Here is a 24,341-nt window from a genome sequence, read left to right on the forward strand (position 1 = left end):
TGCTCTGGGTCGAAGGTCGCGTCAAACTACCAAATCCTACGCATTCTGCGAACGAGCGTCCGCAACGGAGTCGAATGTTGCCCTTCACCTCGTCGACTTGAATGAGCAAGTAGCGCCACTTGCCGCCATTCATCGCTTGGCCAGTGAACTGTCGCTTTCGATGCACAGCGGTCGTTCCTGGCAACGCGCGCCGTTCACGCGCTGGCGAGCAGCGGCCCCCGCCTTTCTTTGCACAGGGGTGTTCTATGGCTGCCCGAGAGGTTGCGCCTCCCCCGCTTCGCATTCCAGTAGTCGCACTTGTTTGGCGAGCTCTGCCAGCGCCTCGGGCTTGGCGCAAAGCGGGAAGCCGGCGAGCGGCATTGTCTCGATGAAACGACCGCGCTCTGTCTTGCTCAATCTGAATTCATTGACCATGCCCTCGACGGTCAGGTCCGGATACCGTTTGAGGGTTTCCCTGACCGAAGCATTCGCCTCATCGATTCGATCCAGAGCCGCAAAGGAGCTGCTACGCATCACCCATTCCCATTTGCTGTAGTTATCGGTCGTCTTGCGCTCCAGCATCTTCAAGGCGTCCTCATAGCGGCCAGCCATAAAATAGGCAGCGGAGTAGAAAGCAGTGGCCCACATCGGGTAATTCGGGTCGAGCCGTATAACTTGGTCGACCAACTGGGCGCCGCGTTCGGGTTCGTCGAAGCCTGCCGCAAAGCCGGAATAGAATGTCAGGATTTCGGCCGAACCCGGAGCGAGGCGGAGGGCCGTGTCCAGCTCGACCTTGGCGCGGGCGTTGTCGCCCTTGTCTTTGAGGCTCATGCCAAAAACCGCGTGCGCCTCGGCGTCGCTCGGATCGAGCCGCACCGCGCGTTCGGCTACATCGGCAGCCGCCTTGATCTCGCTCTCGCGATTGACACCGAAGCCAGCCAATATGTTATGAGCATGATAAAGTTCCACCCAGGCGCGGGCGAACTCCGGATCCAGCTCGACAGCGAGGTTGAGCAGCCTGATGGCCTCCTGCTCATCCGCTACGGTAATCTTTTCAATCCTTTCGGTTCCGAGCAGATAGTAATCATAGACAGTCAAGTTGTCCGGCCGTTTACGCTTCGCTGCAGCTCGCCCCGCTCCCTGAATCAGCCCCACGCCGTTGCCGAGCCGGTTGGTGACCTGCTCGGCGATCTCGGTTTGAACGGCGAATACGTCTTCAGCAGGCCGGTCCCATCGCTCCGACCACAGATGGTTGCCGGTTCTTGCATCGATCAACTGCGCGGTGATCCGCAGCCGACCGCCCTGGCGCTGGATCGAGCCTTCCAGCACATAGCCGACGTCGAGCGCACTCGCGACCTGGCGGACATCCACCGACTTGCCTTTGTACGCTTGCGTCGAATTGCGTGCCACGACGTCGAGTTCGGGAAACTGCGCGAGATCGGTGATGATGTCCTCGGTGAGGCCATCGGCAAGGCGCCCGGTGGCCTCGTCGCCGCCAAAGTTGTTGAAGGGCAGCACTGCGACCGACGGCTTGGCACCCAGAGCAGCTGAATGAAAGAACCACCATGTCCCGCCGCCGCCCAGCAGAGCAAATAGCACGATGGCCGCCGCCGTCCCAACCCAGCGCGGCATCGCCTTATGCAAGGTCCAGCGCGGCCGCTTGCCATTGAGCCTTAGCCGGTACATCCGAACCGGACGGCTGATATTCTTTACTTGTTGCTCGCCAGCGAAATCGAGGGACCAATCAAGCTTGCCTTGCAGATGGTCAAAGGCTGTGCCCGACACGATCACGCCGCCAGCATCAGCGAGTTGCTGCAATCGCGCGGCGACATTGACGCCATCGCCATAGACATCGCCGTCAACCAGCGCAACGTCGCCCAGATTGACCCCGATGCGGAACACGATGCGCTCAAGCTCGGGCAGACCTTCATTGCGCGCGGCCGCCGCGCTTTGGATTTCCGCTGCGCAGGCGACTGCGTCGACCACGCTGTCGAAGGCGACAAGCGCGCCATCGCCCATCAGCTTGATGAGGCGGCCATGGTGCTGGGAGATGGCGGGGTCGAACAGCTCGGCACGAACGGATTTCAACCGCTCAATGGTGCCGGCCTCATCGGCCTCCATCGCCCTTGAGTAGCCGACCATATCGGCCGCCAGGATCGCTAGCAGCTTCCGATTGAGAGGGGGAACCGCCATATGCGCCTCTTTATGGCACAACCCTACACCCATAGAAGCGCCAGAGCCAGAACGCGCCGTTGGCCGCGCGGTGAATGACCGCTCGTCAGCCGTTCCTGACTTTCGACCGGGTGCGGATGAACGTCTTCAACGGGTCATGGGCGTGAGTTCGGCCTGCGGACGCGAACGTCCGCATAGGGTCGAACTCGGTCGCTCGGAGTGATTGGTTTGACCCTAGTCTAGGCCTTGCGCTTCTTGCCGGTGCTGCGCCGCTTCTCGCCGACGCCGACGGTCAGCGCCATGGCCAGCGCCATGGTTGCCGACAGCGAGCGGAAGCCGGCGAAATCGGCCTCGGCGACCTCGAACCAGACCTTGGCGAACTGCGCCAGCGGCGAAAACGAGCTGTCGGTGATGGCGACGATTGGCACGCCCTGTTCGGCAATGGTGCGGGCTTCCTCGATGGTTGCCGGCGCATAGGGCGAGAAGCTGATGGCGATGACGGCATCCGCCGGCGTGGCGAAGGCGACCATCTCGGCATTCAGCCCTGCGGCCGATTCGATCAGCTGGTTGCGGATCTTCAATTTGCCCAGCGCATAGGCGATGTAGCTTGCCACCGGATAGGAGCGGCGCTTGGCCAGGACATAGATGGTCTCGGCCCTGGCCAGCAGCGAGATCGCGTCTTCGAGATGCGCCTCGTCCAAGGTGCGCGAAATATCGTTGAGCGAAGTGCTGGCGGCAGCGACGAAACCGTCGAAGATGGCGCGGTGGCCGGCTCCGGCATCGGCCTTGGCGCGCAGCGCCTGCAGCCGTTCGTCATAGGAGGAGTTGCGCTCGCGCAGGCGCTCGCGAAACACTTGCTGCAGGCTGGTGAAGCCGTCGAAGCCGAGCTGCTGGGCAAAACGGATCAAGGTCGACGGCTGCACGCCGGCGGAGGCGGCGATGCTGGCCGCGGTGCCGAAGGCGATGTCGTCGGGATTGTCGAGCGCATAGGCGGCGATCTGGGCGATGCGCTTGGGCAAGGTTTCGCGGCGATCGAGGATCGTGGCGCGCAGCGTCTCGAAGTCGCGAGGTACCCGTTCGTCCATCGTCGGCCCGTCCAAGCTCATCGGTGAAACGTTCTCTCTGCCCCATCATAGCGAGCCTGCGCAAGAACGCCATAAAAAATGAGGCAGACATTCCATTTCAGAACAAAATGGACTAATTCATCCACCGAGGATTTCATCCAGTGGAGAAGAAGATGGTCGGCGTCGGGCTTATCGGCACGGGTTTCATGGGTAAGTGCCACGCCATAGCGTGGAGTGCCGTCGGTGCTGTCTTTCCGGATGTCGCCAAGCCGAAGCTGGTCCATCTCGGCGAGGTCAATGAGGAGCTGGCCAAACGCAAGGCAGGCGAATTCGGCTTTGCCAAGGCTTCCGGCGACTGGCGCGCTGTCGTCAACGACCCGGACGTCGACATCGTTTCGCTGACCACGCCCAACCAGTTCCATCCGGAGATGGCCATCGCCATCCTCGAAGCCGGCAAGCATCTGTGGTGCGAAAAGCCGATGGCGCCGAGCTTTGCCGAAGCCGAAGCGATGGCAGCGGCGGCGAAGAAATCGGGCAAGGTGGCGGCGCTCGGCTACAATTACATTCAGAGCCCGGCGATCCGCCACATCGGCGCGCTGCTCGACGAGAAGATCATCGGCGAGGTCAACCATCTGCGCATCGAGATGGATGAGGACTTCATGGCCGACCCGGACGCACTGTTCTTCTGGAAGCACGAGGCTTCATCCGGCTATGGCGCGCTCGACGATTTCGCCGTGCATCCGCTGTCGCTGGTCTCGGCGCTGTTCGGCCGCGTGGCAAAAGTCATCTGCGACATGGCCAAGCCCTATGCCGACCGCAAGCTGGCCAGCGGCGGCCGCCGCGCGGTCGAGACCTACGATATTGCCAGTGTCTTGATGCATCTGGAAAACGGCATTGCCGGCACGCTGCTGGTCAACCGCTCGGCCTGGGGCCGCAAGGGCCGCATCGCCATTCAGATTTTCGGCTCCAAGGGGTCGATCCTGTTCGACCAGGAGCGGATGAACGAAATTCAGCTCTACGTCACCGCCGATCGCCCGACCGAGCAGGGCTACCGCACCATACTGGTGGCGCCGCACCACAAGCCCTACGACGCCTTCCTGCCGGCACCCGGCCACGGCCTCGGCTTCAACGACCTCAAGATCATCGAGTGCCACGAACTGTTGACGCGGCTTGCGGGCAAGCCCGCGCGGGTGATCGAGTTTGCCGAAGGGCTGGAGATCGAACGCACCGTCCACGCCATGGCAAGGTCGTTCGAGGAAAAGCGCTGGGTGGATGTGCGATAGTTCGGCTTTCGCGGAGCTTCCTCAACCACCGGCAGCGGCGTTCGTCTCCCAGCCGTTGACCCAGACCTGGCGCAGCCGATCGCCTTCGCCCTTGAAGCGTAGCCCGGTCGGCTGGCAATCCTCGATGCGGTCGCTGCGGAAATTGCGGATCGCCTGGCGTAGCTCGCACCAGGCGACGATGTTGGCGGTCTCGGCATAGTAGATCAGCGCGATCGGGCGGATCAGTCGCTCGGAGGCACGGCCCATTTCATCGCGATAGGAGAGGTCGAGCTTCTCTTCGTCGCGGATGGCGCGGCGCACCAGCGCCAGATCGATCGTACCGATTGCGGGTGCTGCGAACCCCCAGACATGCAGCGCATTGGCGTCGAAGGCCTGGCGCAAGGGCGGCGGCACAGCGCCGGCAATCTTGGCGGTGACGCGCTTGGCCGCCTGCTTCAGTTCGCTGTCGCCGGTGCGCTCAAGCAGCGCCAGCGACAGCACGATCGCCTCCATTTCCTCGATCGAAAACATCAGCGGCGGCAGGTCGAAGCCAGGACGCAAGATGTAGCCGATGCCGCGCCCGCCTTCGATCGGCACGCGCATCGCCTGCAGGGCGGCGATGTCGCGATAGATCGAGCGCACCGTCACTTCCAGCTGCCCGGCGATCATCGCCGCCGTCACCGGCTGCCGCGCCAGCCGCAGGATCTGGATGATCTCGAACAGGCGCGACGCCTTGCGCATTTCCGCTCCCGGATGAAACGCTACTGACACATCCCCGTCAGTTGAGATGATCTATTGGACTGCCTATCGGCTTGAAAATCAACAAATTACTCAACGGCACTCCAACGGGAAGCGACAGGCAACTGACATGAGTTACGCGGAAAATCTCTGGCTGTTCTTTATCCTGCTGTTCGGCATCATCGTCGTGCCCGGCATGGATATGCTGTTCGTGCTTGCAAATGCGCTGACCGGCGGCCGCGACAGGGGCTTGGCGGCCACCGGCGGCATCATGGTAGGCGGCATGGTACACACGCTGAACGGCGCTATCGGCGTCGGCCTGCTGATGCATTTCGTGCCGATCCTGTTCAAGCCGCTGCTGCTGGCCGGCGCCGCCTACATGGCCTTCATCGGCATCACGCTGATGCGCAGCTCCATCACCGTCGGCCATGACGGGCCTGCCGGCAGCCGCTCGGCCTGGAAGGCGTTTCGCCAGGGTCTCATGACCTGCCTGATCAATCCGAAGGCCTATTTGTTCGTGCTTGCGGTCTATCCGCAGTTCCTGAAGCCGGATTACGGTCCGATCTGGATGCAGGCGACAATCATGGGGCTGCTGACCGTTCTGACCCAGGCCGCGATCTATGGCGGGCTCGCCATCACCGCCGGCCGCAGCCGCAATCTGCTGGTGGCCAATCCGCGAGCAACAGCGATTGCCGGCCGGGCGGCCGGGCTGCTGCTGTTTGCGGTCTCGGTGTTTACGGCCTGGGAGGGGCTGAGGGCGGCGTGATCCCCGACCAAGCGATCACGCCCGTGTTTCTTCCAGTATCCGTCTCGGCGCTGCGCTTGCGGATCACAGTCCCGGTCTTGTCGTCGAGGGCGGCAGCGACCCCGTCCGCGAGATCGACGACTTCATGACCGTCCCACGCTCGCGCCCAAGGTGACAAGAAGCTCATCCAGTTGCTCGAACTGCTCGCCCATCGCATCCGCCGCCCCGGTCCCGGCAGCGTCGAGAGCTTCCTTCGAGGGATAGAGCTCGTGCATGACCACCAGCGTCTTGCCACCTTTTTCCTCGAAGGTCACCGTGGTGACGGGCCCACCGTCACCACCTTCGTCATTGGTCCAGACGATGCGCGAGTGCGGTATCACTTCGATATACCTTCCGAAGAATTCGTCAGGCTTTGAGACATCGTGGCCGAACACCAGACGGTACGTGCCCCCGGTACGAGCATCCATCTCGCAGGAACGCAGGAACATGCCCATCGACTTCGGCACCCACCACCGCATGAACAGCTTCGGGCTTGGTCCATGCCTCGAACACGATACGCGCCGGGCCGTTGACGGTTCGCGTGACAACCAGTTCACGCTCGGATTTCCGCTCGACCGTCGTGCGGTTGTTCATGGGTTCACTCTCGCTTCGTTCGTGCATCGGCTTTCTCCTTCCGTTTCAACTCCTCGACAACCTTGTCCAATTCGTCGAAGCGTGTGTCCCAGAGCCGGCGGTGCCGCTCTATCCAGGCCGCCTCTTCCTCCAGTCGGCGCAGGCCGAGCTTGCAGGTCCGCACGCGCCCGACCTTCTGCGTGGTGACGAGCCCCGCCTGCTCCAGGACGCCGACGTGCTTCTTCATGCCCGTGAGGGTCATGTGGAACCTCCCGGCAAGCTCCGTGATCGAAGCGTCCGCGCGTCCGAGTTGCTCCAGAACGCCGCGCCGGGTGGCGTCTGAGAGCGCGGCGAATGAGGCATCCAAGTGGACCGATGCATACTGAACCATGTGGTTCAGTATCTAGCACACGGATTGGCAGCATGCAAGGCGCGGCCGAGCGCGCTGCGTTGCCGAACGCCGCAAATCGACTTCGTTCCGATGCAGATTCGATCGACCCGGGCGATCCTCAGGCCCTAAGGGCGGCGCAATCCTGGCTGAATCTCGAACCGCCTCCCTTCCCGCATAGCCTCGTGTCAGGCGGCGCCCTGCCGGTTCTCCAGCATGGCACGGCGGGTTGAGCGGCGCCATTCGACGGCGCCGGCAAGGCCGTGCAGCACCGTCTCGGTGGTTGCCCAGTCGATACAGCCATCGGTGATGCTCTGGCCATAGACGAGCGGCTTGCCCGGCACCACATCCTGGCGGCCGGCGACGAGATTGCTCTCGATCATGACGCCGATGATGCGCTCGTCGCCAGCGGCGACCTGGCCGGCGACATCGGCCGCCACCTTTGGCTGGTTCTCCGGCTTTTTGCTGGAGTTGGCGTGGCTGACATCGATCATCAGACGCGGTGCAACGCCGATGCGGGCGAGTTCAACCGAGGCTGCCTCGACGCTTGCCGCGTCGTAGTTCGGCTGAACGCCGCCGCGCAGGATGACGTGGCAGTCCTCATTGCCGGTGGTGGTGGCGATGCCGCTGCGCCCGCCCTTGGTCACCGCCATGAAATGGTGCGGCTGGGCGGCGGATTTCACCGCCTCGGCGGCGATCCTGAGATTGCCGTCGGTGCCGTTCTTGAAGCCGACCGGGCAGGACAGGCCGGAGGCSAGTTCGCGGTGAATCTGGCTCTCGGTGGTGCGCGCGCCGATGGCGCCCCAAGCGACGAGGTCGGCAATGTATTGCGGCGTGGTCATGTCGAGGAATTCGGTCGCAGCCGGCAGGCCGAGATTGTTGACGGCCGACAGCACGTTGCGCGCCATCCGCAACCCCTTGTCGATGTTGAAGCTGCCGTCGAGGTCGGGATCGTTGATCAGGCCCTTCCAGCCGATGGTGGTGCGCGGCTTTTCGAAATAGACGCGCATGACGATCTCGAGCCGGTCGGACAGGGTCTCGCGCAGCGCCGCCAGGCGGCTGGCATAGTCAACGGCCGCGACCGGATCGTGGATCGAACACGGGCCGACAATGACGAGCAACCGGTCGTCGGTCCCGTTCAAAATGGCGTGGGTGGCATTGCGTGACGCGCTGACGGTGCGCGTCGCCGTCAGCGTGCGCGGGATCTCCCGCATCACCTGGTCCGGCGTACTCAATTCTCGAATTTCTTTGACCCGAAGATCGTCTGTGGTGGTCAACACGGCTTTCTGCTCCTGGTTGGGAGACCTGCCGGCTGATACAAAAAAGCCGCCAGGTCTGGCGGCTGTTCGGACTTGTTGCTGCAATCTTCAGATCGAGCGCAATCCTCCCGCCGCCAGCGAGCTGCTAAAGTACCAATACGTGGCGGTCAGGTTGATCATAAGGGGTCATATAGTCGATGCGGAGGCGCTTGTCACGTCCCTGATGTGGCTACGCATTGTCCCAATCCGCGATGTGCTCCTGGCCCTGCGGAAACCAGATGCCCCGGCGAAACCAGCTGGCCATATTGGGCACCACATGATTCTGGTCGAGATCGTTCATATCCTTGATGATCTCGATGCTGATAATCTTTTCGGCGATCCCGAAGGCAAGCGAGAAGAGTTCGAGGGCATCGGCTTCCGATCGGGCGGTGACGCCGACACCAAGCTGACCGCTTGTCGTTATCCAATATGGCTGCATGCCGCTTTACCCAGCTCGGCTGCGATGGCGTCTATCTTCTCGCAAGGATCGGCCATTGGCTAGAGCGTCGCGGATACGACGCCGCCAAACCCTCGCTGGCGCTACTCCGGCGAAGCCCCGGCGATGCTCTGGTCGTAGTCGACCAATGACCCGGTCATGACGCCGGATTGCGGGCTGGCCATGTAGCTGATCAGCCGCGCGAGCTGGTCCGGCTTTACCAGCTGGCCCATCGGCTGGCCGGCCTCGGCCTTTGCCAGCCAGTCGTCGGACGCGCCGTGCCATTTCTTCTGCACGATGTCCTCGCCTTCGGTGTCCATCCAGCCGGGCAGCACGGCGTTGCAGCGGATGCGGTTGAAGCGATAGGCGTTGGCGACGTTCTTGGTCAGCGTCGCCAGCGCGCCCTTGCTGGAGGAATAGGGCGCCAGGAAGGACTGGCCGCAATGCGCCGACATCGACAGCACATTGACGATCGAGCCGGGCGCCTTCTTCTCCAGCAGATGCGCCACGACGCCCTGCATCAGGAAGAAGGGGCCGCGGACATTGGTCTGGAAAATCTGGTCGAAGACTTCTTCGGAGGTCTCAACCAGCGAGCCGCGTGCGGAAGTGGCGGCGGCGTTGACCAGCGCGTTGATGGTGCCGAAATGCGAGATCGCGGTTGCAACGGCGCGCTTGCAGTCGGCCACGTTCGAAACGTCGGCGCTGATGAAGATCGCATCGACGCCCGCTTTCTTGAAATGGGCGACGGCCTTGTCGCCCTTCTCCTGTGAACGGCCAATAAGCGCCAGTGCCTTGCAGCCCTCGTCGGCCAGCGCTGTGGCGACGGCAAAGCCGATGCCTTGCGCGCCGCCGGTGACGATGGCGCGTGTGTTCGAATTGCGATCGGCTGATGCGCTCATCGCTCTGCTCCTGTGGGTTCTTGCTAGACGTTCTTACTTGTTCAGACGGACGGTCTTGCCGGTGGTTGCCGATTTCAGCGCCGCATCGGCCAGCTTCAGCGCGACGAGGCCGTCGGCGCCGCTCGGCGATGCCTTCTTGCCCGAGGTTGCGGCGGCGATGAAGGCGGCGATCTCGATGGCGTAGGCGTCGAGATAGCGGGTCATGAAGAAGTCGTGCAGCGGCGGGCGGGTGTAGCCCTTCTCGTTGGCGACCTCGATCGACACCGGCCGCTGGTTCTCAGCGGCGACCATGCCTTTCGAGCCATGCACCTCGATGCGCTGGTCGTAGCCATAGGTGGCGCGGCGCGAATTGGAGATGACGGCCTGCTTGCCCGACGCGGTTTCGAGGATGACGCTGACCGAATCGAAATCGCCGGCCTCGCCGATCTTCTTGTCGACCAGCACCGAGGCGTGGGCGCTGACCGCGACCACCTCTTCGCCGAGCAGGAAGCGCGCCATGTCGAAATCATGGATGGTCATATCGCGGAAAATGCCGCCGGAGCGCTTGATGTAGTCGATCGGCGGCGCGCCCGGATCGCGCGAGGTGATGGTGACCATCTCGACGGTGCCGATGGCGCCGTCGTCGATCGCCTTGCGCACGGCTGCGAAATGCGGATCGAAGCGCCTGTTGAAGCCTACCATCAGCGTCGCCTTGGCCTTGTCGACCACGGCCAGGCACTTCTCGACGCGCTTGACGTCGAGGTCGATCGGCTTCTCGCAGAAGATCGCCTTGCCGGCCTTGGCGAAGCGCTCGATCAGATCGGCATGAGTATCGGTCGGCGTGCAAATGACGACGGCGTCGATGTCCTTGGACTTTTCAATCGCGTCGATGGTGCGCACTTCGGCGCCATAGGCTGTTGCCAGCTCGGTCGCCGCCTTCTCGAAGGCGTCGGCCACGGCCACCAGTCTGGCCTGCGGGTTGGAGCCGACGGCGCGGGCGTGGACCTTGCCGATGCGGCCGGCACCGAGGAGGGCGAAACGAACAGTCATGGGTATTTCCTCTAGGGGGATGGGTTCGAGAGAGTTGTGTCTCCACCTTCCCCTCAGGGGAAGGTGGAGAGGGTTTTTCGGGCGCGCCAGATCGTTCCGGAAACCGGATGACTATCCTGTTTAGGCTGCGAGTTCCGCCTCCCCGGTCTTGGCGCCGGTGATGTAGGAGACGATATCGTTGCCGTCGGTGTTTTCCTTGCGCAGGTTGGCGACGATACGGCCGCGCCGGAAGACGACGATACGGTCGCACAAGTCGAACACCTGGCGCATGTTGTGGCTGATCAGGATCAGCGGCTCGCCGTTTGCCTTCAGCGTACGGATGATGTTTTCGACCTGCGCTGTCTCCTGCACGCCAAGGGCGGCGGTCGGCTCGTCCATGATGATCAGCTTGGAGGCGAAGGTCGCGGTCCTGGCGATCGCTACGCACTGGCGCTGGCCGCCCGACATATGGCGGATGGTGTTGGACAGATTGGGGATCTTCACAGCGGTGCGCACCAGCGCCGCCTCGGTCGCCTTGCGCATGTATTTGCGGTCGAGGATCGAGAACGGGCCGAGATTGAACAGCACCTTTTCGCGGCCGAGGAACAGGTTCGACGGCACGTCGAGGTCGTCGGCGAGCGCCAGGTTCTGGAATACCGTCTCTATGCCCGCCGTGCGGGCTTCGATCGGCCCGTTGAAATTGACTTCCTTTCCGTCGAACCAGATCTGGCCGCTGGTGCGTTGCTCGACAGCGGTGATCTGGCGCACGAAGGTCGACTTGCCAGCGCCGTTGTCGCCCATGATGGCGACATGCTCGCCTTTGCGCAGCTCGAAATTCGCGCCTTCCAGCGCATGCACGCCGCCATAGCGCTTGGTGAGGTTTTCGGTCTTCAGGACGATGTCTGACATGGTCAAGCCCTCAATGCCCGCATGCGTTGACGCCACTGGTCGAGAACGACCGCGCCGACGATGATCACGCCCTTCACCATCTCCTGATAGTAGGCGTCGAGGCGCAGGAAGGTGAAGCCGGAAATGATGACGCCGAAGATCAGCGCGCCGATCACTGTGCCGATGATCGAGCCGCGGCCGCCCGACAGCGAGACGCCGCCGATAACCGCCATGGCGATGGCGTCGAGTTCATACATCACACCCATGCCGGACTGGGCGGTCAGGTTCTTGGAGCACAGCACGACCGCGGCGAGCGAGGCAAGAATGCCGGCGATCGTGTAAACGAGGATCTTGTGATTGGGGATCTTGATGCCGGACATGCGCGCGGCATCCTCATTGGATCCGATCGCATAACAATGCTTGCCGTAGCGCGTATAGGTCAGGATCAGCTGAAACAGCACCGCCAGTGCCAGGAAGATGATGACCGGCCTCGAACCGGTGCTGATGGCGGCAAAACTGTCGGTGGGAAACGAGATCGGCTGGCCTTTGGACCACCATTTGGCGATGCCGCGCGCGGTGATCATCATGCCGAGCGTGGCGATGAAGGGCGGGATGCGCGTGTAGGCGATCAACGAGCCGTTGATCAGGCCGGCGAGCATGCCGCAAGCGATCGCAACCAGCACAGGCACGATGACCGGCAAATCGGTCCAGCCTTGCGCCAGGAACATCGCCTTGGGATTGGGGTTGCCGTTGACAGTCGCCACCTGGGCGAAACTCATGGCGATCATGGCGGTGGCGCCGACGATGGAGCCCGAGGACAGGTCGATGCCGCCGCAAATGATCACCTGCGTGACGCCGATGGCGATGATGCCGACGATCGACACCTGCAGGATGATGATCTGCAGACGGGCTTCATTGAAGATGCCGGCGACGTTGTCGCGGGTGTTGAACAGGAAGGAGTCGCCGAGAAAGATGCGGCCGATCAGTTCGAAGACAATTACGAGAATGACCAGCGCCAGGAAGACGTTGAATTCGGCCGGCCATGTGCGCTTCTTCGCGTCATAGCTGACCCCGCCGACGCCATGCGATGTCTGTGACATGTCTTGTCCTCCGTGAGGCCGCAACTGCCCTCCCGCCCGTTAAGGGCGGTGAGGGAAACAGGAGCGGCGCGGCAGCGCCGCCCCGTTGGTCGAGCGAAGCGGCTGCCTCAGTTCTTCTTCAGGAACTTGTCGATGTTGGCAGGTGTCACGAGCTGGAAGGGCACGTAGACCTTGTGCTCGACCTTCTCGCCCTTGGCGAGCTTCAGCGCCGCATCGAGAGCGCCCGCGCCTTGACCGGCCGCGTCCTGGAACACGGTTGCGTCAAGGTCGCCGGCCTGCATGGCGGCAAGCGCGTCCTGGGTGGCGTCGACGCCGCCGACAACGACCGTCTTCATGTCGATGTTGGCAGCCTTCATCGCCTGGATGGCGCCGATGGCGCTTTCGTCATTGTTGGCGATGACGCCGTCGAACGGCTTGCCGGTCGAGAGCCAGTTGGTCATCAGGTTCTGCGCTTCGTCGCGGTTCCAGTTCGAAGTCTGCTTGTCGATGATCTTGATGAAGCTGCAGTCCGGCGTGGCGATCACCTCTTCGATGTCCTTGGTGCGCTGCACGGCGGCCTGGTTGGAAAGCTCACCCATGATGACATAGACATTGGCTTCCTTCTTGCCGGCTTCCGTGAACAGGCGGCAGACTTCCTTGGTCTCGAGCGTGCCGGAATCGGCCTCGTTCGAAGCGACGAAAGCCTGGTTGTCGGGCAGCGTGTCTACATTGACCGGCTCGCGGTTGACATAGACCAGCGGGATCTTGGCGGCTGCGGCGGCATCCGACATCGCCTGCGTGGCCGAGGTGTCGACCGGGTTGACGATGATGGCGTCGACGCCCGAAGCGGCGAAGTTCTTGATCTGGTCGAGCTGCTTGGCGACGTCGTTCTGCGCGTCTTCGACCTGCAGCTCAACGCCGCTCATGCCCTTGGCCTGCTCGATCATGCCGTTGCGCAGCACGGTCAGGAAGTTGTCGTCGAACTTGGCCATCGACACGCCGACCTTGGCGGCAAAAGCGGACGAACTCATCAGCGCCGCGAAGGCGACGCCCAAAATCAGTTTCTTCATTGTGTTTCTCCTCCACATTGGTGTCCGGCTGCACCGATCTACCCGGAATCCCCGATCGCCCGAGGAATCTCTCCCGAATGCCTTTCTTCCGGATGGCGCTTCCCTAGGATTGGAACGCCAGGCTCCCTGTTTGAAACAGATGTTCCGGAACGAAAGAACCAAAATACCTAGTTGGTGAAATATTTATTCCATTTTTCCGCGGGACGTCAAGAGACATTCCAAAAGCGGATGGAGGATTTTCGGATAATGGGCGCTATCGCCGCTCCCCAACGCCGGAAGCTGGCCGAGGCGTTGGACGCCTCGACCGGGTCGTCGGTGTCGCCCGCCCTAAATATTCTCGGGCAGATAAATGTCGAACGGCAAAAACGTCTGGCCCGGCGCGTTGGCGGCGCCCGTCTCGATGGCATGCGCCATCAGGTCGACCAGCTCACGGCTGAGTGCCGCCAGCGGTGTCGAGATCACCATGGTCAGGATGCCGTCGGCCAGCGCTGCGCGCGACACCGCCGTGATCTCGTTGCAGATGACGGCCGGCATTTCGGCGGGCTTGGCCTGCCTGAGCGCCGCGACCGCGCCTTCCATGCCGCCGCCGGCGACATAGCAGCCGACGAGATCGGGGTGGCTGCCGAGAAGATTGACCAGCGTGTCCTTTGTGATCTCGTTGGCTTCAAGATTGACCAGCGTTTCCAGCAAAGTGAACTCCGGCGCCTGCTCGCGGAAGAAGGAGCGGAAGCCGATCTCGCGCAATTCGTGGCCGTGGAAGCGATGGCTACCGACGAACAGCGCGACCTTGCCCGGTCGTTTCGCCGCCTTCGAGATCATCCAGGCCGCGGTACGGCCGACCTTGCGGTTGTCGAGGCCGACATAGCCCTCGCGAATGCCGGCGGCGAAGTCGGACAGCAGCGAGAACACCGGCAGGCCTTTGGCCTTCATCTCCTCGACGGCGACCGTCACTGTAGGGTGATCCGGACCGACCAAAGCGACGGCCCGGCATTTGGAAGCCAGCTTGCGGGCACGCTCGACGATTTCGTCCGGGGCGAGCGAATCGGCAAAATCGATCATGGCGACGCCACGAAAACGCGGCGATTGCGATACGGCCAGCTCAAGCTGACGCGCGAATTCGTTATAGAAGACGTAATTGCCCCTGAGCAGCAGGAAGCCCAGCCGATATTCCGGCAGTTCATGACGCAGGCGCTGCTTGATCAGGCCGGCAGCGTGATAGCCAATCTCGGTCGCCGCCTCGTAGACACGGCGCGCCGTTTCCTCGCGCACCGGCAGGCGGCTGTTGAGCACGCGGTCGACCGTGGCAACGCTGACGCCGGAAATGCGCGCCAGGTCGGTTATCGTCGGCCGTTTTGACATGCTCGCCTCGTCGGGTTCGTCCGAAGCTTTCTACATCATCCTGATAGGAAATGATAGAAACTATCTTTGTGATGTTGAGTCTATCATGCGTCGGCGTTATTTTCACGCTCGAAGCCAGGCTGGCATTCGCTAGAACGAGCGCCGTTGCCGTGGGAGGCAATCATGACTGCTGCACCGTCCCAGCGCGACTACAGCCTGATCGGCCGCGACGCCAAGCTCGCCGTCGAGACCGGCTTGTCGGCGGCCGAGTGGTATCACACAGATATTCCGCGCAAGCAGATGAAGGAGCTGATGCAGCGCTCCGACGGGCCGGCAATCCGCGACACCGCGATCTGGCTCGCCGCGCTGATCCTGAGTGCCGCCGGCGGCGCCTGGTTCTGGGGCAGCTGGTGGTGCGTGCCGTTCTTCTTCGTCTATGGCGTGCTCTACGGCTCCTCGACCGATTCACGCTGGCACGAATGCGGCCACGGCACGGCGTTTCGCACGCAATGGATGAACGATGCGGTCTATCAGATCGCCTGTTTCATGATCATGCGTAATCCGGTGACCTGGCGCTGGAGCCATACGCGCCACCACACCGACACCATCATCGTTGGCCGCGACCCCGAAATCTCCGTCATGCGGCCGCCGGATCTGCTGCGCGTCATGCTGGCGTTCGTCGGTGTGCTCGACGCCTGGCATGCGATGCTCGACATGGTTCGCAACGCCGCCGGCAACATCAGCGCTGCGGAAAAGACTTTTATACCGGAACAGGAGCAGCCCAGGGCGATCCGCATCGCCCGCATCTGGACGGCGATCTATGCCGCGACGATCGTGCTGGCGCTTTATTCGGGTTCGTTCCTGCCCTTGATGCTGGTCGGACTGCCGAGGCTTTACGGCGCCTGGCACCATGTCATGACCGGCCTGCTGCAGCATGGCGGGCTGGCCGACAATGTCATCGACCATCGGCTGAACAGCCGCACCGTCCACATGAACCCGGTCAGCCGTTTCATCTATTGGAACATGAACTACCATGTGGAGCACCACATGTTCCCGATGGTGCCCTATCACGCGCTGCCCAGGCTGCATGAATTGATCAAGCACGATCTGCCGGCGCCGACGCCGTCGATCCTGGCCGGCTATCGCGAGATGATCCCGGCCTTCCTGCGCCAGCTGCGCAACGAGGAGTATTTCCTCAAGCGCGAGCTGCCACCGACGGCGCGGCCATACCGCGAGGAATTTCACAACGACGCGGTCGCCGCCGCGGCGGAATGATCGCGGCGATTAGACTTTTTGTTTTGACGCAATTCCGAACGGAAAACCGCTACGCACTTTTCCTGGAATTGCTTTTGGGAGGAACGCATGAGCGACTGGGTCGAGGCCTGCGCGGCCGGCGATATCGATGAAGAGGATGTCATGCGCTTCGATCATGGCGGTCGGACCTTCGCCATCTATCGCAGCCCCGACGATGATTATTTCGCCACGGATGGCCTGTGCACGCATGAGAAGGTGCATCTGGCCGATGGGCTGGTGATGGACGACATCATCGAATGCCCAAAACACAATGGCCGCTTCAATTACAAGACCGGGGCGGCGCGCGGCGCGCCGGTCTGCGTCAACCTCGCGACCTATCCGGTGAAGGTCGAGGCCGGCAAAGTGCTGATCCAGATTGGATGATGGTGATGCAAGCTGGGATGGTCATTATCGGCGCCGGCGAATGTGGCGGGCGGGCGGCCCTTGCACTGCGCGATCTCGGCTATGACGGTCCGGTGACCCTGGTCGGCGACGAACCGCATCTGCCCTATGAACGCCCGCCTCTGTCCAAGGATGCGATGATTAGCGATGCGCCCGAGATCAAGGCGATCGCCAGCGACGCGGTGCTGGCCGAACGCGCGATCCGGCATATCCGTTCGGTTCAAGCGGTGGCGATCGACCGCACGGCGCATACGGTGCGGCTGACCGACGGCTCCGTCCTGCCCTACGACAAGCTGCTGCTGGCGACCGGCTCGACACCGCGCAAGCTGCCTATGCCGGGATTGGGGTCGCGCTGCGTCTACCTTCGCACCTTCGCCGACGCACTCGCCATTCGCAGCCACCTCAGCTCCGCAAACCGTATCGCGATCATTGGCGGCGGCTTCATCGGGTTGGAGCTGGCCGCGTCGGCGCGCAAGCTCGAGGCGGCGGTCACCGTCATCGAAGCGCAACCGCGCATCCTGATGCGTGGCGTGCCGGCGGAGATCGCTGAAGTCATCCATGCGGTGCATGAAAGCGAGGGCGTGAAAATCCTCACCGGCCAAGGCATCGCTACCATCGCCGACAACGACGCAGAGGTCCGAATCACGCTCGCCGATGGACAGGAAATCGTTGCCGATCTCGCCATCATCGGCATCGGCGCCATGCCGGTGGCCGGGCTTGCCGCAGAAGCGGGCCTGACCATCGATAACGGCATTGCCGTCGACGCCACGCTGAGCACTGGTGACCCGGACATCTTCGCGGCCGGCGACTGCTGTTCGTTTCCACTCGCTGTCTATGGCGGCCGTCGTGTGCGGCTGGAGGCCTGGCGCAACGCCCAGGAACAGGGCGCGCTGGCGGCCAGGAACATGCTGGGCGCCGGCGAGGCGCATGCAGCCGTGCCGTGGTTCTGGTCGGATCAGTATGGCCTGTCGCTGCAGATCGCAGGGCTTTCCGACGAAGGCAAGACGACGGTGCGCCGCGACCTCGGAGACGGCGCCTTCATCCTGTTTCATCTGGCCGAGGACGGCAGGCTGGTGGCGGCCAGCGGCATCGGTACGGGAAATGCGGTGGCGCGCGACATCCGCCTGGCCGAGATGCTGATCGCCAAACGGGCAAAGCCGTCGCCGGAAGCGCTGGGGTCGCAGGATGTGAAGCTGAAGTCGTTGCTGGCGGCGTGAGTGGCACCGGCGCCCTGAGCTTCGCGCGCCCCTAAAACAGCGCCTTCAGCTCGTCCAGCTTGTCGTTGACCAGCCAGCCGTAATAATTCTCTTCCGGCAGCTTTTCCGGCTCACCGGCCGCGCGGCGCTTGTCGTTTTCGGCCTTCAGCGCATAGGCGCGCTGCTCGGGATTGCCGACATTGTAAAGCGTGGCGGTCAGCCCCGGATTGCCAGAAATGTCGAAGCCAGCAATGCTCTTATAGGCGTCGATCGACTTTTTGATCGTCGCCGCGACGTAAGGCAGCGTCAGGTCCGGATCCATGATCGTCTTGTAGACCCCATTCGGATCGCTGACGTCGAGCTCGGGCAGCCCCGAAACCTTGTGCACGAGATCGCTCATCTGCAGTGCGGTCAGCGGGTTGAGTTGGCCAAGGCCAAAGGTCTGGCCGGCATAATAGGGCTGGAAGAAGGTGGCGCCGAAGCGGTCGTTGGGAAAGCTTGTGCCGCCGACGGTCTTGCCACGGAAAGAACGATTCCACACCTGCTCACGGCATTCCCACAGATCGTAGCTGTCCGACATTGTGCATTTCTTGAATTCCGGCCGCTGCACGAAATCGGTGATGTCCTCGCCGTCATAGGCGAAAGACAGCTTGCTGGAGAGGTAGGAGATCGCCTTGACGTAGTAGGTCTGCAGCCGGTCGTAGGCGTCGACATTGTAGGTGTGCTCGCCGACGATGGCGCCGACGATGTGCAAGGGGTCGATGCCGTAAGCGGCGGCCGCCTTCTTGATCTTGGCGCGCAGTTCGGCGTCACTCTGCAGCAGCGCGTACACCTTGCGGTATTTGGCCTGGAAGGTGGTGTTGGTGGCCTGGGTGCGACGGCTCGATGCGCCGGGGATGTCGGGCTGCACGGCGTTGCGGTTGCCCGCCGGCACCAATGTTGCCGCGTCGGCGGCGAACAGCGTCGCCGCCAGCGTCAAGCCGAGAATGATCAGGATCAGTTTTTTCATGCGCCGCCGCCTAAGCAATTCCAGGAAAAGTGGGAAACGGTTTTCCGTCCGGAATTGCGTCTAGAGAATTGCCGCGCAAACTAGGGAGTGCTCCCGGTTGAGTCGAGAGCGCCCCTGCACCCGGCAAGACGAAAGGTGGCCCAATGATACCATCCGGCCACACATCATGCAGTTTGCCGGAAATTGTTGCCTGAACCGGCGCCGGACTGATCCGGCGCCCCCGTTTAAAGGATGAATCGCGACAAATCTGTGTTTCTGGAGAGGTCGCCGACATGCTTTTCCACATAGGCCGCGTCGATGGTCACGCTGGTGCCATTGCGGTCCGGCGCATCGTAGGAAATCTCGTCCAGCACGCGCTCCATCACCGTCTGCAGGCGCCGGGCGCCGATGTTCTCGACACTGGCGTTGAGGTCGACGGCGATGCCGGCCAGCGAATCGATGGCGTCGTCGGTGAAGGTCAGGTCGACGCCTTCGGTCTTCATCAGCGCGATGTACTGCTTGATCAGGCTGGCCTCGGTCTCAGTCAGGATGCGGACGAAATCGTCCTTCTCCAGCGCCCGCAACTCGACGCGGATCGGCAGGCGGCCCTGCAGTTCCGGCAACAGGTCGGACGGCTTCGATACGTGGAACGCGCCCGAGGCGATGAACAGGATGTGGTCGGTCTTCAACGGCCCGTATTTGGTCGCCACCGTCGTGCCTTCGATCAGCGGCAGCAGGTCGCGCTGCACGCCTTCGCGTGAAACGCCGGCGCCCATGCCGCCTTCGCGCGAGGCGATCTTGTCGATCTCGTCGAGAAAGACGATGCCGTCATTTTCCGTCGCATCGAGTGCCCGGCGCACGACCTCGTCCTGGTCGAGCAGCTTGTCGGACTCGTCATTGACCAGCAGCGCGTAGGACTCCTTCACCGTCGTCTTGCGCGCCTTGGTCTTCTTGCCGCCCATCGCTTTCGACAGCATGTCGTTGATGTTGAGCACGCCGATATTGGCGCCCGGCATGCCGGGAATCTCGAAGCCGGGCATGCCGCCGGTACCGGTGTCGGCGACCTCGATCTCGATTTCCTTGTCGTCGAGCTCGCCGTCGCGCAGCTTCTTGCGGAAGCTGTCGCGGGTGGCCGGGCTTGCCGTCTTACCGACAAGGGCCTCCAGCACGCGCTCCTCGGCGTTGAGGTGGGCGCGCGCCTTGACGTCTTCGCGCATCTTGTCGCGCACCAGGCCGATGGCGATCTCGACGAGATCGCGGATGATCTGCTCGACATCGCGGCCGACATAGCCGACCTCGGTGAACTTGGTCGCTTCGACCTTGACGAAGGGCGCGCCGGCAAGCCGCGCCAGGCGGCGCGAGATTTCGGTCTTGCCGACGCCGGTCGGGCCGATCATCAGGATGTTCTTCGGCATCACCTCTTCGCGCATCTGGCCTTCCAGCTGCTGGCGGCGCCAGCGGTTGCGCAAGGCTATGGCCACGGCGCGCTTGGCGTCCTTCTGGCCGATGATGAAGCGGTCGAGTTCCGAAACGATTTCGCGGGGAGAGAAGGTGGTCATATCACTAAATTCCACTTTGCCACTGCTTGATGGACTCAAACGGATGCAGCAGCATGATCACGTTGAGCGTCAGATTGTCCCGGATGAGGTAGCCGACACCCAGTTCGAAGATGAGGGCGAGGCCGACGACGACTGATATAGGTAGCTTTCTGGCCATCACAAATCCCAGCACCATGGCCAGTGTGTCGGATACCGAATTGATGATCGAGTCGCCGTAGTAATCCAGCGAAATGGTGCCGGCCCGGTAGCGGTCGATGATGAACGGGCTGTTTTCTAGGAGCTCCCAGCCGCCTTCGATGACGACGGCGAAAGCCAGGCGCAGGCCGACCGGCGAGCGCGGGAACAGGAACCAGGCCAAGGCGTAGAACAGGAAGCCGTGGATGATGTGGGAGAAGGTGTACCAGTCGGAAATGTGCTGTGAATTCTCCGAACTGTTCACCACGCCGTGCCAGAGTTTGACGTAGCCGCAGGTGCAGATCGGCGTGCGGCCCATGCCGTATAGCGCGCCGGCCTGGAAGATGAGCAGAGCGAGCACGAGCAGAAGCCCCATCCGCCAGCTGTCTTCGTAGGCCAAGTAATTTTTGTCGCCGCCCGGTGTCGTCATCAACTCATTCCCCCCTCTTGCACGTCGCCTTCGGCATCGACGGCCATCAGCACGACGTCCCCATATTCCGAGTGCCTGAGATCAATGGCGCGGAATCCGGCCTTTTCATAGGCGCGGATGGCGCGGCCATTGTCTGGGTGCGGGTCGATGATGACGCGCGGCGCGCCTTCCTCGAACAATTGTTCGACGAATTGCCTGACGATGGCCGAACCATGGCCTTTGCCGACGAGGTCCGGCACGCCGATCGACAGATCGATGCCGAGCGTGCCGAAAGGCTGGTCGGCATAGGGATGGCCGTCCTCCAGATGCGGATCGTAGCTCTGCAGGTAGGCGATCGGCCTGCCGTCGAGTTCGACAATCAGCGGCTCGACGGAAATCGAGTCGATGTTCTCCCGAATCCCTGCAATTTCGGTCTCCGGATCGTCCCACCATTGCGCGACATGCGGCTCGCCCAGCCAGCCGGCAATCATCGGCAGGTCCCTTTCGGTCACCGGCCGAAAATCATAGAGCACCGCCGACTCAGGCGGCATTGAGCGTTTCAATGACGAAATTGTTGTTGGTGTAGACGCAGATGTCGGAGGCGATCTGCATCGCCTTGCGGGCGATCTCCTCGGCGTCCTTGTCGGAGTCCATCAGCGCGCGGGCGGCGGCCAGGGCGTAATTGCCGCCGGAGCCGATGGCCATGACGCCGAATTCGGGTTCGAGCACATCGCCGGTGCCGGTCAGCGCCAGCGAGACCGACTTGTCGGCCACCAGCATCATCGCCTCCAGCCGGCGCAGATAGCGGTCGGTGCGCCAGTCCTTGGCGAGCTCGACGCAGGCGCGCGTCAGCTGGTCGGGATATTGTTCGAGCTTGGCTTCCAGCCGCTCCAGAAGGGTGAAGGCGTCCGCCGTGGCACCGGCGAAACCGGCAATGACGTTGCCGCCCTTGCCGATGCGGCGCACCTTTTTGGCATTGCCTTTCATGATGGTCTGGCCAAGGCTGACCTGGCCGTCGCCGGCGATCACCACCTTGTTGCCCTTGCGCACCGTCACGATGGTCGTGGCGTGCATGGTCAGTTCATTCGACATTTGTAGCTCCGATTCGCGCGATCCCAATAAGGCGATTGGCGCGGGATTTTCGATCGGCCATATGTATGCATGGGGCTAACGATTGCAAACCGCCTCCGGCATGCCCGACGGAAGCCCGCATCGCAACTGGCCATCGCCGGATCATGCTGCTAGAAGGCTTTCGTTTTCAAGCAAATGAGCGCTTGGAACCAATGTCTCTGTGTTTTGCCCCCAGACAAGGACAAGGTCATGGCGTCCCGTTCCGCCGAAGTCAGCCGCAAGACCAAGGAAACCGAGATTGCCGTCTCGGTCCATGTCGACGGCACCGGTATCTCCGACATGTCGACGGGCGTCGGCTTCTTCGACCATATGCTGGACCAGCTGTCGCGCCATTCGCTGATCGACATCACGGTCAAGGCCAAGGGCGACCTGCACATTGACGATCACCACACGGTCGAGGACACCGGCATTGCCATCGGCCAGGCGCTGACGAAGGCGCTGGGCGAACGGCGCGGTATCATGCGCTATGCCTCGATCGACCTCGCCATGGACGAGACGCTGACGCGCGCGGCGATCGACGTGTCGGGCAGGCCGTTCCTGGTCTGGAACGTCGCCTTCTCGTCGCCGAAGATCGGCACGTTCGACACCGAACTGGTGCGTGAATTCTTCCAGGCGCTGGCGCAGAATGCCGGCATCACGCTGCATGTCACCAACCACTACGGCGCCAACAACCACCATATCGCCGAGACCTGCTTCAAGGCGGTGGCGCGTGCGCTGCGTGCAGCAATGGAGCGCGACCCGCGCCAGCCGGACGCGGTTCCCTCCACCAAGGGATCTCTGAAAGGGTAGGTTGATGGCCATCTATGTCGTGATGGAACCGCCACGCCGCACCGAGGCGGCCGACGCAACTATTTTTGTCCGCGACGGCTTTTCCTGGCTGGCTTTCCTGCTGGCGCCGCTATGGCTCGCCTGGCACCGGCTGTGGGTCGAGGCCGCGCTCGCCTTTGTCGCCATGGGCCTCATCTCGCTGCTCGGCCAAAGGCTGGGGCTGGATTGGGCGAGCTCGGCGCTGTCGCTGCTGGTCTCGCTCTATATCGGGCTGGAAGGCCAAGGGTTGCGCATCGCAGCACTTCGCCGCCGCGGCTGGCATGAATGGGGCGTCATCCAAGCCGACAATCAGGACGATGCCGATATCCGCCAGACGCTGGATGCCGAGGCACTCGCCGATGAACCGGCGCCGATGCCGCGCATCGTGCCCGACGCCAGCCTTGCCCGGCCGGCGCAGACCGGGCTGACGCTCGGGCTGACCCACACGCCGGGAAAAGTCTGATATGCGGGTTGCGATCATCGACTACGGGTCGGGCAATTTGCGCTCGGCCACCAAGGCGTTCGAGCGCGCCGCGCATGAAGCCGGCATTGCCGCTGCTATCGAGCTGACCGCCGATGCCGAACGGGTGCGCAGCGCCGACCGCATCGTGCTCCCCGGCGTCGGCGCCTATGCCGATTGCGCGGCCGGCCTGCGCGGCGTCGCCGGCATGTGGGAAGCGGTGGAAGAGGTGGCGATTGCCAAGGCGCGGCCGTTCCTCGGCATCTGCGTCGGCATGCAGCTGATGTCGCAGCGCGGCCTGGAAAAGACCGTGACCAAAGGCTTTGGCTGGATTGCCGGCGACGTCAAGGAGATCACGCCGGCCGATCCCGTGCTGAAAATCCCGCAAATCGGCTGGAACACCATCGATCTCAGCCGTAAGCATCCGCTGTTTTCCGGCATTGCGACCGGAGCCAAAGGGTTGCACGCCTATTTCGTCCATTCCTATCATCTCGATGCGCAAAAGGCCGACGAAGTGTTGGCCGTTGCCGACTATGGCGGCCCAGTGACCGCCGCCGTCGCGCGCGGCAACCTCGCCGGCACGCAATTCCATCCCGAAAAGAGCCAGGCGCTCGGCCTGGCGTTGATCACCAATTTCCTGCGCTGGAGACCCTGATGAGCAAGAAGGGCTACTGGATCGCGTTGGTCGATGTCCGCGACCCCGAAATCTACAAGCAATACATCGAGGCCAACGCCAAGGCCTTCGCCAAATATGGCGCGAAGTTCATTGTGCGGGCCGGGCGCTATGCCAACCCGGAGCAACCGACAGGCAATCGCCATGTGCTGGTGGAGTTCGAGTCGTACGAAACAGCATTTGCCTGCTACGAATCGCCTGAATATCAGGCGGCATCAAAATTCCGGTTTGCCGCTTCGACCGGCCATTTCGTCATTGTCGAGGGCGCCTGAC

26 protein-coding genes and 1 pseudogene are annotated in these 24,341 nt (G+C 62.6%); 10 read left to right on the forward strand and 17 right to left on the reverse strand.

Annotated features, from left to right (window positions below; all coding sequences use genetic code 11):
- Positions 1 to 243: 243 nt before the first annotated feature.
- Both AC1DYO_RS01970 and AC1DYO_RS01975 read right to left on the reverse strand, forming a co-directional pair.
- Positions 244 to 2,172 (reverse strand): adenylate/guanylate cyclase domain-containing protein, encoded by a 1,929-nt coding sequence (locus AC1DYO_RS01970; protein ID WP_477259771.1) that lies wholly within the window; start codon positions 2,170 to 2,172, stop codon positions 244 to 246.
- 218 nt (positions 2,173 to 2,390) lie between these two features.
- Entirely contained in the window at positions 2,391 to 3,236 is an 846-nt protein-coding gene (locus AC1DYO_RS01975) for a MurR/RpiR family transcriptional regulator (protein ID WP_477259773.1), read from the reverse strand.
- 152 nt (positions 3,237 to 3,388) lie between these two features.
- Here AC1DYO_RS01975 and AC1DYO_RS01980 point away from each other — a divergent pair, with 152 nt between their 5' ends.
- A complete protein-coding gene (locus AC1DYO_RS01980) occupies positions 3,389 to 4,498 on the forward strand; it encodes a Gfo/Idh/MocA family protein (RefSeq protein ID WP_477259878.1) in 1,110 nt (369 codons plus the stop codon).
- Between the two features lie 21 nt (positions 4,499 to 4,519).
- Here the strand turns inward: AC1DYO_RS01980 and AC1DYO_RS01985 are convergent, their stop codons facing one another.
- Positions 4,520 to 5,218: a helix-turn-helix transcriptional regulator gene (locus tag AC1DYO_RS01985; RefSeq protein WP_477259775.1), complete on the reverse strand. Its 699-nt coding sequence runs from the start codon at positions 5,216 to 5,218 to the stop codon at positions 4,520 to 4,522.
- A gap of 127 nt (positions 5,219 to 5,345) precedes the next feature.
- On the opposite strand from AC1DYO_RS01985, the gene AC1DYO_RS01990 reads away from it, so the two are divergent.
- Positions 5,346 to 5,981 carry a LysE family translocator gene (locus AC1DYO_RS01990; RefSeq protein ID WP_477259777.1) on the forward strand — a complete coding sequence of 212 codons (636 nt, stop codon included), beginning with the start codon at positions 5,346 to 5,348 and terminating at the stop codon, positions 5,979 to 5,981.
- A gap of 122 nt (positions 5,982 to 6,103) precedes the next feature.
- On the opposite strand, the pseudogene AC1DYO_RS01995 reads toward AC1DYO_RS01990, so the two are convergent.
- The 3 genes and pseudogenes from AC1DYO_RS01995 to AC1DYO_RS02005 all read right to left on the reverse strand — a co-directional run bounded on the left by AC1DYO_RS01995 (position 6,104) and on the right by AC1DYO_RS02005 (position 8,240).
- Positions 6,104 to 6,620 (reverse strand): annotated as a pseudogene (locus tag AC1DYO_RS01995) (SRPBCC domain-containing protein).
- The gene (locus AC1DYO_RS02000; protein WP_477259779.1) at positions 6,598 to 6,963 is read right to left on the reverse strand and encodes an ArsR/SmtB family transcription factor; all 366 of its coding nucleotides are present in this window, start codon (positions 6,961 to 6,963) and stop codon (positions 6,598 to 6,600) included. Before AC1DYO_RS02000 ends, AC1DYO_RS01995 begins: the two are co-directional and overlap by 23 nt.
- A gap of 185 nt (positions 6,964 to 7,148) precedes the next feature.
- A complete protein-coding gene (locus AC1DYO_RS02005; RefSeq protein ID WP_477259781.1) occupies positions 7,149 to 8,240 on the reverse strand; it encodes a 3-deoxy-7-phosphoheptulonate synthase in 1,092 nt (363 codons plus the stop codon).
- On the opposite strand from AC1DYO_RS02005, the gene AC1DYO_RS02010 reads away from it, so the two are divergent.
- Positions 8,227 to 8,760, forward strand: coding sequence for a hypothetical protein (locus AC1DYO_RS02010; RefSeq protein WP_477259783.1), 534 nt, complete (start codon positions 8,227 to 8,229; stop codon positions 8,758 to 8,760). The two genes, AC1DYO_RS02005 and AC1DYO_RS02010, sit on opposite strands and share 14 nt — an antisense overlap.
- A 38-nt stretch (positions 8,761 to 8,798) precedes the next feature.
- Here the strand turns inward: AC1DYO_RS02010 and AC1DYO_RS02015 are convergent, their stop codons facing one another.
- The 6 genes from AC1DYO_RS02015 to AC1DYO_RS02040 form a co-directional block, all read right to left on the reverse strand.
- Positions 8,799 to 9,593 (reverse strand): SDR family oxidoreductase, encoded by a 795-nt coding sequence (locus tag AC1DYO_RS02015; protein WP_477259785.1) that lies wholly within the window; start codon positions 9,591 to 9,593, stop codon positions 8,799 to 8,801.
- Positions 9,594 to 9,626: 33 nt separating this feature from the next.
- Positions 9,627 to 10,622: an inositol 2-dehydrogenase gene (iolG, locus tag AC1DYO_RS02020; RefSeq protein WP_477259787.1), complete on the reverse strand. Its 996-nt coding sequence runs from the start codon at positions 10,620 to 10,622 to the stop codon at positions 9,627 to 9,629.
- A 120-nt stretch (positions 10,623 to 10,742) separates the two neighbouring features.
- Positions 10,743 to 11,510 (reverse strand): ATP-binding cassette domain-containing protein, encoded by a 768-nt coding sequence (locus AC1DYO_RS02025; protein WP_477259789.1) that lies wholly within the window; start codon positions 11,508 to 11,510, stop codon positions 10,743 to 10,745.
- A gap of 2 nt (positions 11,511 to 11,512) precedes the next feature.
- The gene (locus tag AC1DYO_RS02030; RefSeq protein ID WP_477259790.1) at positions 11,513 to 12,589 is read right to left on the reverse strand and encodes an ABC transporter permease; all 1,077 of its coding nucleotides are present in this window, start codon (positions 12,587 to 12,589) and stop codon (positions 11,513 to 11,515) included.
- A gap of 107 nt (positions 12,590 to 12,696) precedes the next feature.
- Positions 12,697 to 13,638 (reverse strand): sugar ABC transporter substrate-binding protein, encoded by a 942-nt coding sequence (locus AC1DYO_RS02035; protein WP_477259792.1) that lies wholly within the window; start codon positions 13,636 to 13,638, stop codon positions 12,697 to 12,699.
- Positions 13,639 to 13,965: 327 nt separating this feature from the next.
- Positions 13,966 to 14,997: a LacI family DNA-binding transcriptional regulator gene (locus AC1DYO_RS02040; protein WP_477259794.1), complete on the reverse strand. Its 1,032-nt coding sequence runs from the start codon at positions 14,995 to 14,997 to the stop codon at positions 13,966 to 13,968.
- Between the two features lie 162 nt (positions 14,998 to 15,159).
- On the opposite strand from AC1DYO_RS02040, the gene AC1DYO_RS02045 reads away from it, so the two are divergent.
- From AC1DYO_RS02045 to AC1DYO_RS02055, 3 genes are all read left to right on the forward strand, one after another.
- The gene (locus AC1DYO_RS02045) at positions 15,160 to 16,251 is read left to right on the forward strand and encodes a fatty acid desaturase family protein (RefSeq protein WP_477259795.1); all 1,092 of its coding nucleotides are present in this window, start codon (positions 15,160 to 15,162) and stop codon (positions 16,249 to 16,251) included.
- Positions 16,252 to 16,338: 87 nt separating this feature from the next.
- Positions 16,339 to 16,653, forward strand: coding sequence for a MocE family 2Fe-2S type ferredoxin (locus tag AC1DYO_RS02050; protein WP_023744927.1), 315 nt, complete (start codon positions 16,339 to 16,341; stop codon positions 16,651 to 16,653).
- A complete protein-coding gene (locus AC1DYO_RS02055; RefSeq protein WP_477259798.1) occupies positions 16,650 to 17,888 on the forward strand; it encodes an NAD(P)/FAD-dependent oxidoreductase in 1,239 nt (412 codons plus the stop codon). The genes AC1DYO_RS02050 and AC1DYO_RS02055 overlap by 4 nt, the downstream gene beginning before the upstream one ends.
- 31 nt (positions 17,889 to 17,919) lie before the next feature.
- Here AC1DYO_RS02055 and AC1DYO_RS02060 read toward each other — a convergent pair whose 3' ends face one another.
- The 5 genes from AC1DYO_RS02060 to hslV all read right to left on the reverse strand — a co-directional run bounded on the left by AC1DYO_RS02060 (position 17,920) and on the right by hslV (position 22,089).
- Positions 17,920 to 18,876 (reverse strand): DUF1402 family protein, encoded by a 957-nt coding sequence (locus AC1DYO_RS02060; RefSeq protein ID WP_477259799.1) that lies wholly within the window; start codon positions 18,874 to 18,876, stop codon positions 17,920 to 17,922.
- A 224-nt stretch (positions 18,877 to 19,100) separates the two neighbouring features.
- Positions 19,101 to 20,414 carry an ATP-dependent protease ATPase subunit HslU gene (gene hslU, locus AC1DYO_RS02065; RefSeq protein WP_477259801.1) on the reverse strand — a complete coding sequence of 438 codons (1,314 nt, stop codon included), beginning with the start codon at positions 20,412 to 20,414 and terminating at the stop codon, positions 19,101 to 19,103.
- Positions 20,415 to 20,418: 4 nt separating this feature from the next.
- Positions 20,419 to 21,018, reverse strand: coding sequence for a DUF2585 domain-containing protein (locus AC1DYO_RS02070; protein ID WP_477259803.1), 600 nt, complete (start codon positions 21,016 to 21,018; stop codon positions 20,419 to 20,421).
- Positions 21,018 to 21,548, reverse strand: a complete 531-nt coding sequence (locus tag AC1DYO_RS02075) for a GNAT family N-acetyltransferase (protein WP_477259805.1) — start codon at positions 21,546 to 21,548, stop codon at positions 21,018 to 21,020. Before AC1DYO_RS02075 ends, AC1DYO_RS02070 begins: the two co-directional genes overlap by 1 nt.
- Positions 21,538 to 22,089: an ATP-dependent protease subunit HslV gene (gene hslV, locus AC1DYO_RS02080; protein ID WP_477259807.1), complete on the reverse strand. Its 552-nt coding sequence runs from the start codon at positions 22,087 to 22,089 to the stop codon at positions 21,538 to 21,540. The genes AC1DYO_RS02075 and hslV overlap by 11 nt, the downstream gene beginning before the upstream one ends.
- Positions 22,090 to 22,317: 228 nt before the next feature.
- Here hslV and hisB point away from each other — a divergent pair, with 228 nt between their 5' ends.
- From hisB to AC1DYO_RS02100, 4 genes are read left to right on the forward strand one after another with little or no spacing between them, the layout of a single operon-like run.
- Complete coding sequence (gene hisB, locus AC1DYO_RS02085) at positions 22,318 to 22,917, forward strand: imidazoleglycerol-phosphate dehydratase HisB (RefSeq protein ID WP_477259809.1); 600 nt, start codon at positions 22,318 to 22,320, stop codon at positions 22,915 to 22,917.
- Positions 22,918 to 22,921: 4 nt separating this feature from the next.
- Positions 22,922 to 23,398 carry a DUF2628 domain-containing protein gene (locus AC1DYO_RS02090; RefSeq protein WP_477259811.1) on the forward strand — a complete coding sequence of 159 codons (477 nt, stop codon included), beginning with the start codon at positions 22,922 to 22,924 and terminating at the stop codon, positions 23,396 to 23,398.
- A gap of 1 nt (position 23,399) precedes the next feature.
- Complete coding sequence (gene hisH / locus AC1DYO_RS02095; RefSeq protein ID WP_477259813.1) at positions 23,400 to 24,050, forward strand: imidazole glycerol phosphate synthase subunit HisH; 651 nt, start codon at positions 23,400 to 23,402, stop codon at positions 24,048 to 24,050.
- Positions 24,050 to 24,340, forward strand: coding sequence for a DUF1330 domain-containing protein (locus AC1DYO_RS02100; protein WP_477259815.1), 291 nt, complete (start codon positions 24,050 to 24,052; stop codon positions 24,338 to 24,340). The genes hisH and AC1DYO_RS02100 overlap by 1 nt, the downstream gene beginning before the upstream one ends.
- Position 24,341 lies beyond the last annotated feature (1 nt).

The sequence above is a fragment of the Mesorhizobium sp. P2_F5 genome (assembly GCF_056403715.1).

Coding starts and splice junctions, on each gene's coding strand:
- AC1DYO_RS01970 (WP_477259771.1), bottom strand. CDS start 2,172: ATGGCGGTTCCCCCTCTCAATCGGAAGCTGCTAGCGATCCTGGCGGCC.
- AC1DYO_RS01975 (WP_477259773.1), bottom strand. CDS start 3,236: ATGGACGAACGGGTACCTCGCGACTTCGAGACGCTGCGCGCCACGATC.
- AC1DYO_RS01980 (WP_477259878.1), top strand. CDS start 3,389: ATGGTCGGCGTCGGGCTTATCGGCACGGGTTTCATGGGTAAGTGCCAC.
- AC1DYO_RS01985 (WP_477259775.1), bottom strand. CDS start 5,218: ATGCGCAAGGCGTCGCGCCTGTTCGAGATCATCCAGATCCTGCGGCTG.
- AC1DYO_RS01990 (WP_477259777.1), top strand. CDS start 5,346: ATGAGTTACGCGGAAAATCTCTGGCTGTTCTTTATCCTGCTGTTCGGC.
- AC1DYO_RS02000 (WP_477259779.1), bottom strand. CDS start 6,963: ATGGTTCAGTATGCATCGGTCCACTTGGATGCCTCATTCGCCGCGCTC.
- AC1DYO_RS02015 (WP_477259785.1), bottom strand. CDS start 9,593: ATGAGCGCATCAGCCGATCGCAATTCGAACACACGCGCCATCGTCACC.
- iolG (WP_477259787.1), bottom strand. CDS start 10,622: ATGACTGTTCGTTTCGCCCTCCTCGGTGCCGGCCGCATCGGCAAGGTC.
- AC1DYO_RS02025 (WP_477259789.1), bottom strand. CDS start 11,510: ATGTCAGACATCGTCCTGAAGACCGAAAACCTCACCAAGCGCTATGGC.
- AC1DYO_RS02030 (WP_477259790.1), bottom strand. CDS start 12,589: ATGTCACAGACATCGCATGGCGTCGGCGGGGTCAGCTATGACGCGAAG.
- AC1DYO_RS02035 (WP_477259792.1), bottom strand. CDS start 13,638: ATGAAGAAACTGATTTTGGGCGTCGCCTTCGCGGCGCTGATGAGTTCG.
- AC1DYO_RS02040 (WP_477259794.1), bottom strand. CDS start 14,997: ATGTCAAAACGGCCGACGATAACCGACCTGGCGCGCATTTCCGGCGTC.
- AC1DYO_RS02045 (WP_477259795.1), top strand. CDS start 15,160: ATGACTGCTGCACCGTCCCAGCGCGACTACAGCCTGATCGGCCGCGAC.
- AC1DYO_RS02050 (WP_023744927.1), top strand. CDS start 16,339: ATGAGCGACTGGGTCGAGGCCTGCGCGGCCGGCGATATCGATGAAGAG.
- AC1DYO_RS02055 (WP_477259798.1), top strand. CDS start 16,650: ATGATGGTGATGCAAGCTGGGATGGTCATTATCGGCGCCGGCGAATGT.
- AC1DYO_RS02060 (WP_477259799.1), bottom strand. CDS start 18,876: ATGAAAAAACTGATCCTGATCATTCTCGGCTTGACGCTGGCGGCGACG.
- hslU (WP_477259801.1), bottom strand. CDS start 20,414: ATGACCACCTTCTCTCCCCGCGAAATCGTTTCGGAACTCGACCGCTTC.
- AC1DYO_RS02070 (WP_477259803.1), bottom strand. CDS start 21,018: ATGACGACACCGGGCGGCGACAAAAATTACTTGGCCTACGAAGACAGC.
- AC1DYO_RS02075 (WP_477259805.1), bottom strand. CDS start 21,548: ATGCCGCCTGAGTCGGCGGTGCTCTATGATTTTCGGCCGGTGACCGAA.
- hslV (WP_477259807.1), bottom strand. CDS start 22,089: ATGTCGAATGAACTGACCATGCACGCCACGACCATCGTGACGGTGCGC.
- hisB (WP_477259809.1), top strand. CDS start 22,318: ATGGCGTCCCGTTCCGCCGAAGTCAGCCGCAAGACCAAGGAAACCGAG.
- AC1DYO_RS02090 (WP_477259811.1), top strand. CDS start 22,922: ATGGCCATCTATGTCGTGATGGAACCGCCACGCCGCACCGAGGCGGCC.
- hisH (WP_477259813.1), top strand. CDS start 23,400: ATGCGGGTTGCGATCATCGACTACGGGTCGGGCAATTTGCGCTCGGCC.
- AC1DYO_RS02100 (WP_477259815.1), top strand. CDS start 24,050: ATGAGCAAGAAGGGCTACTGGATCGCGTTGGTCGATGTCCGCGACCCC.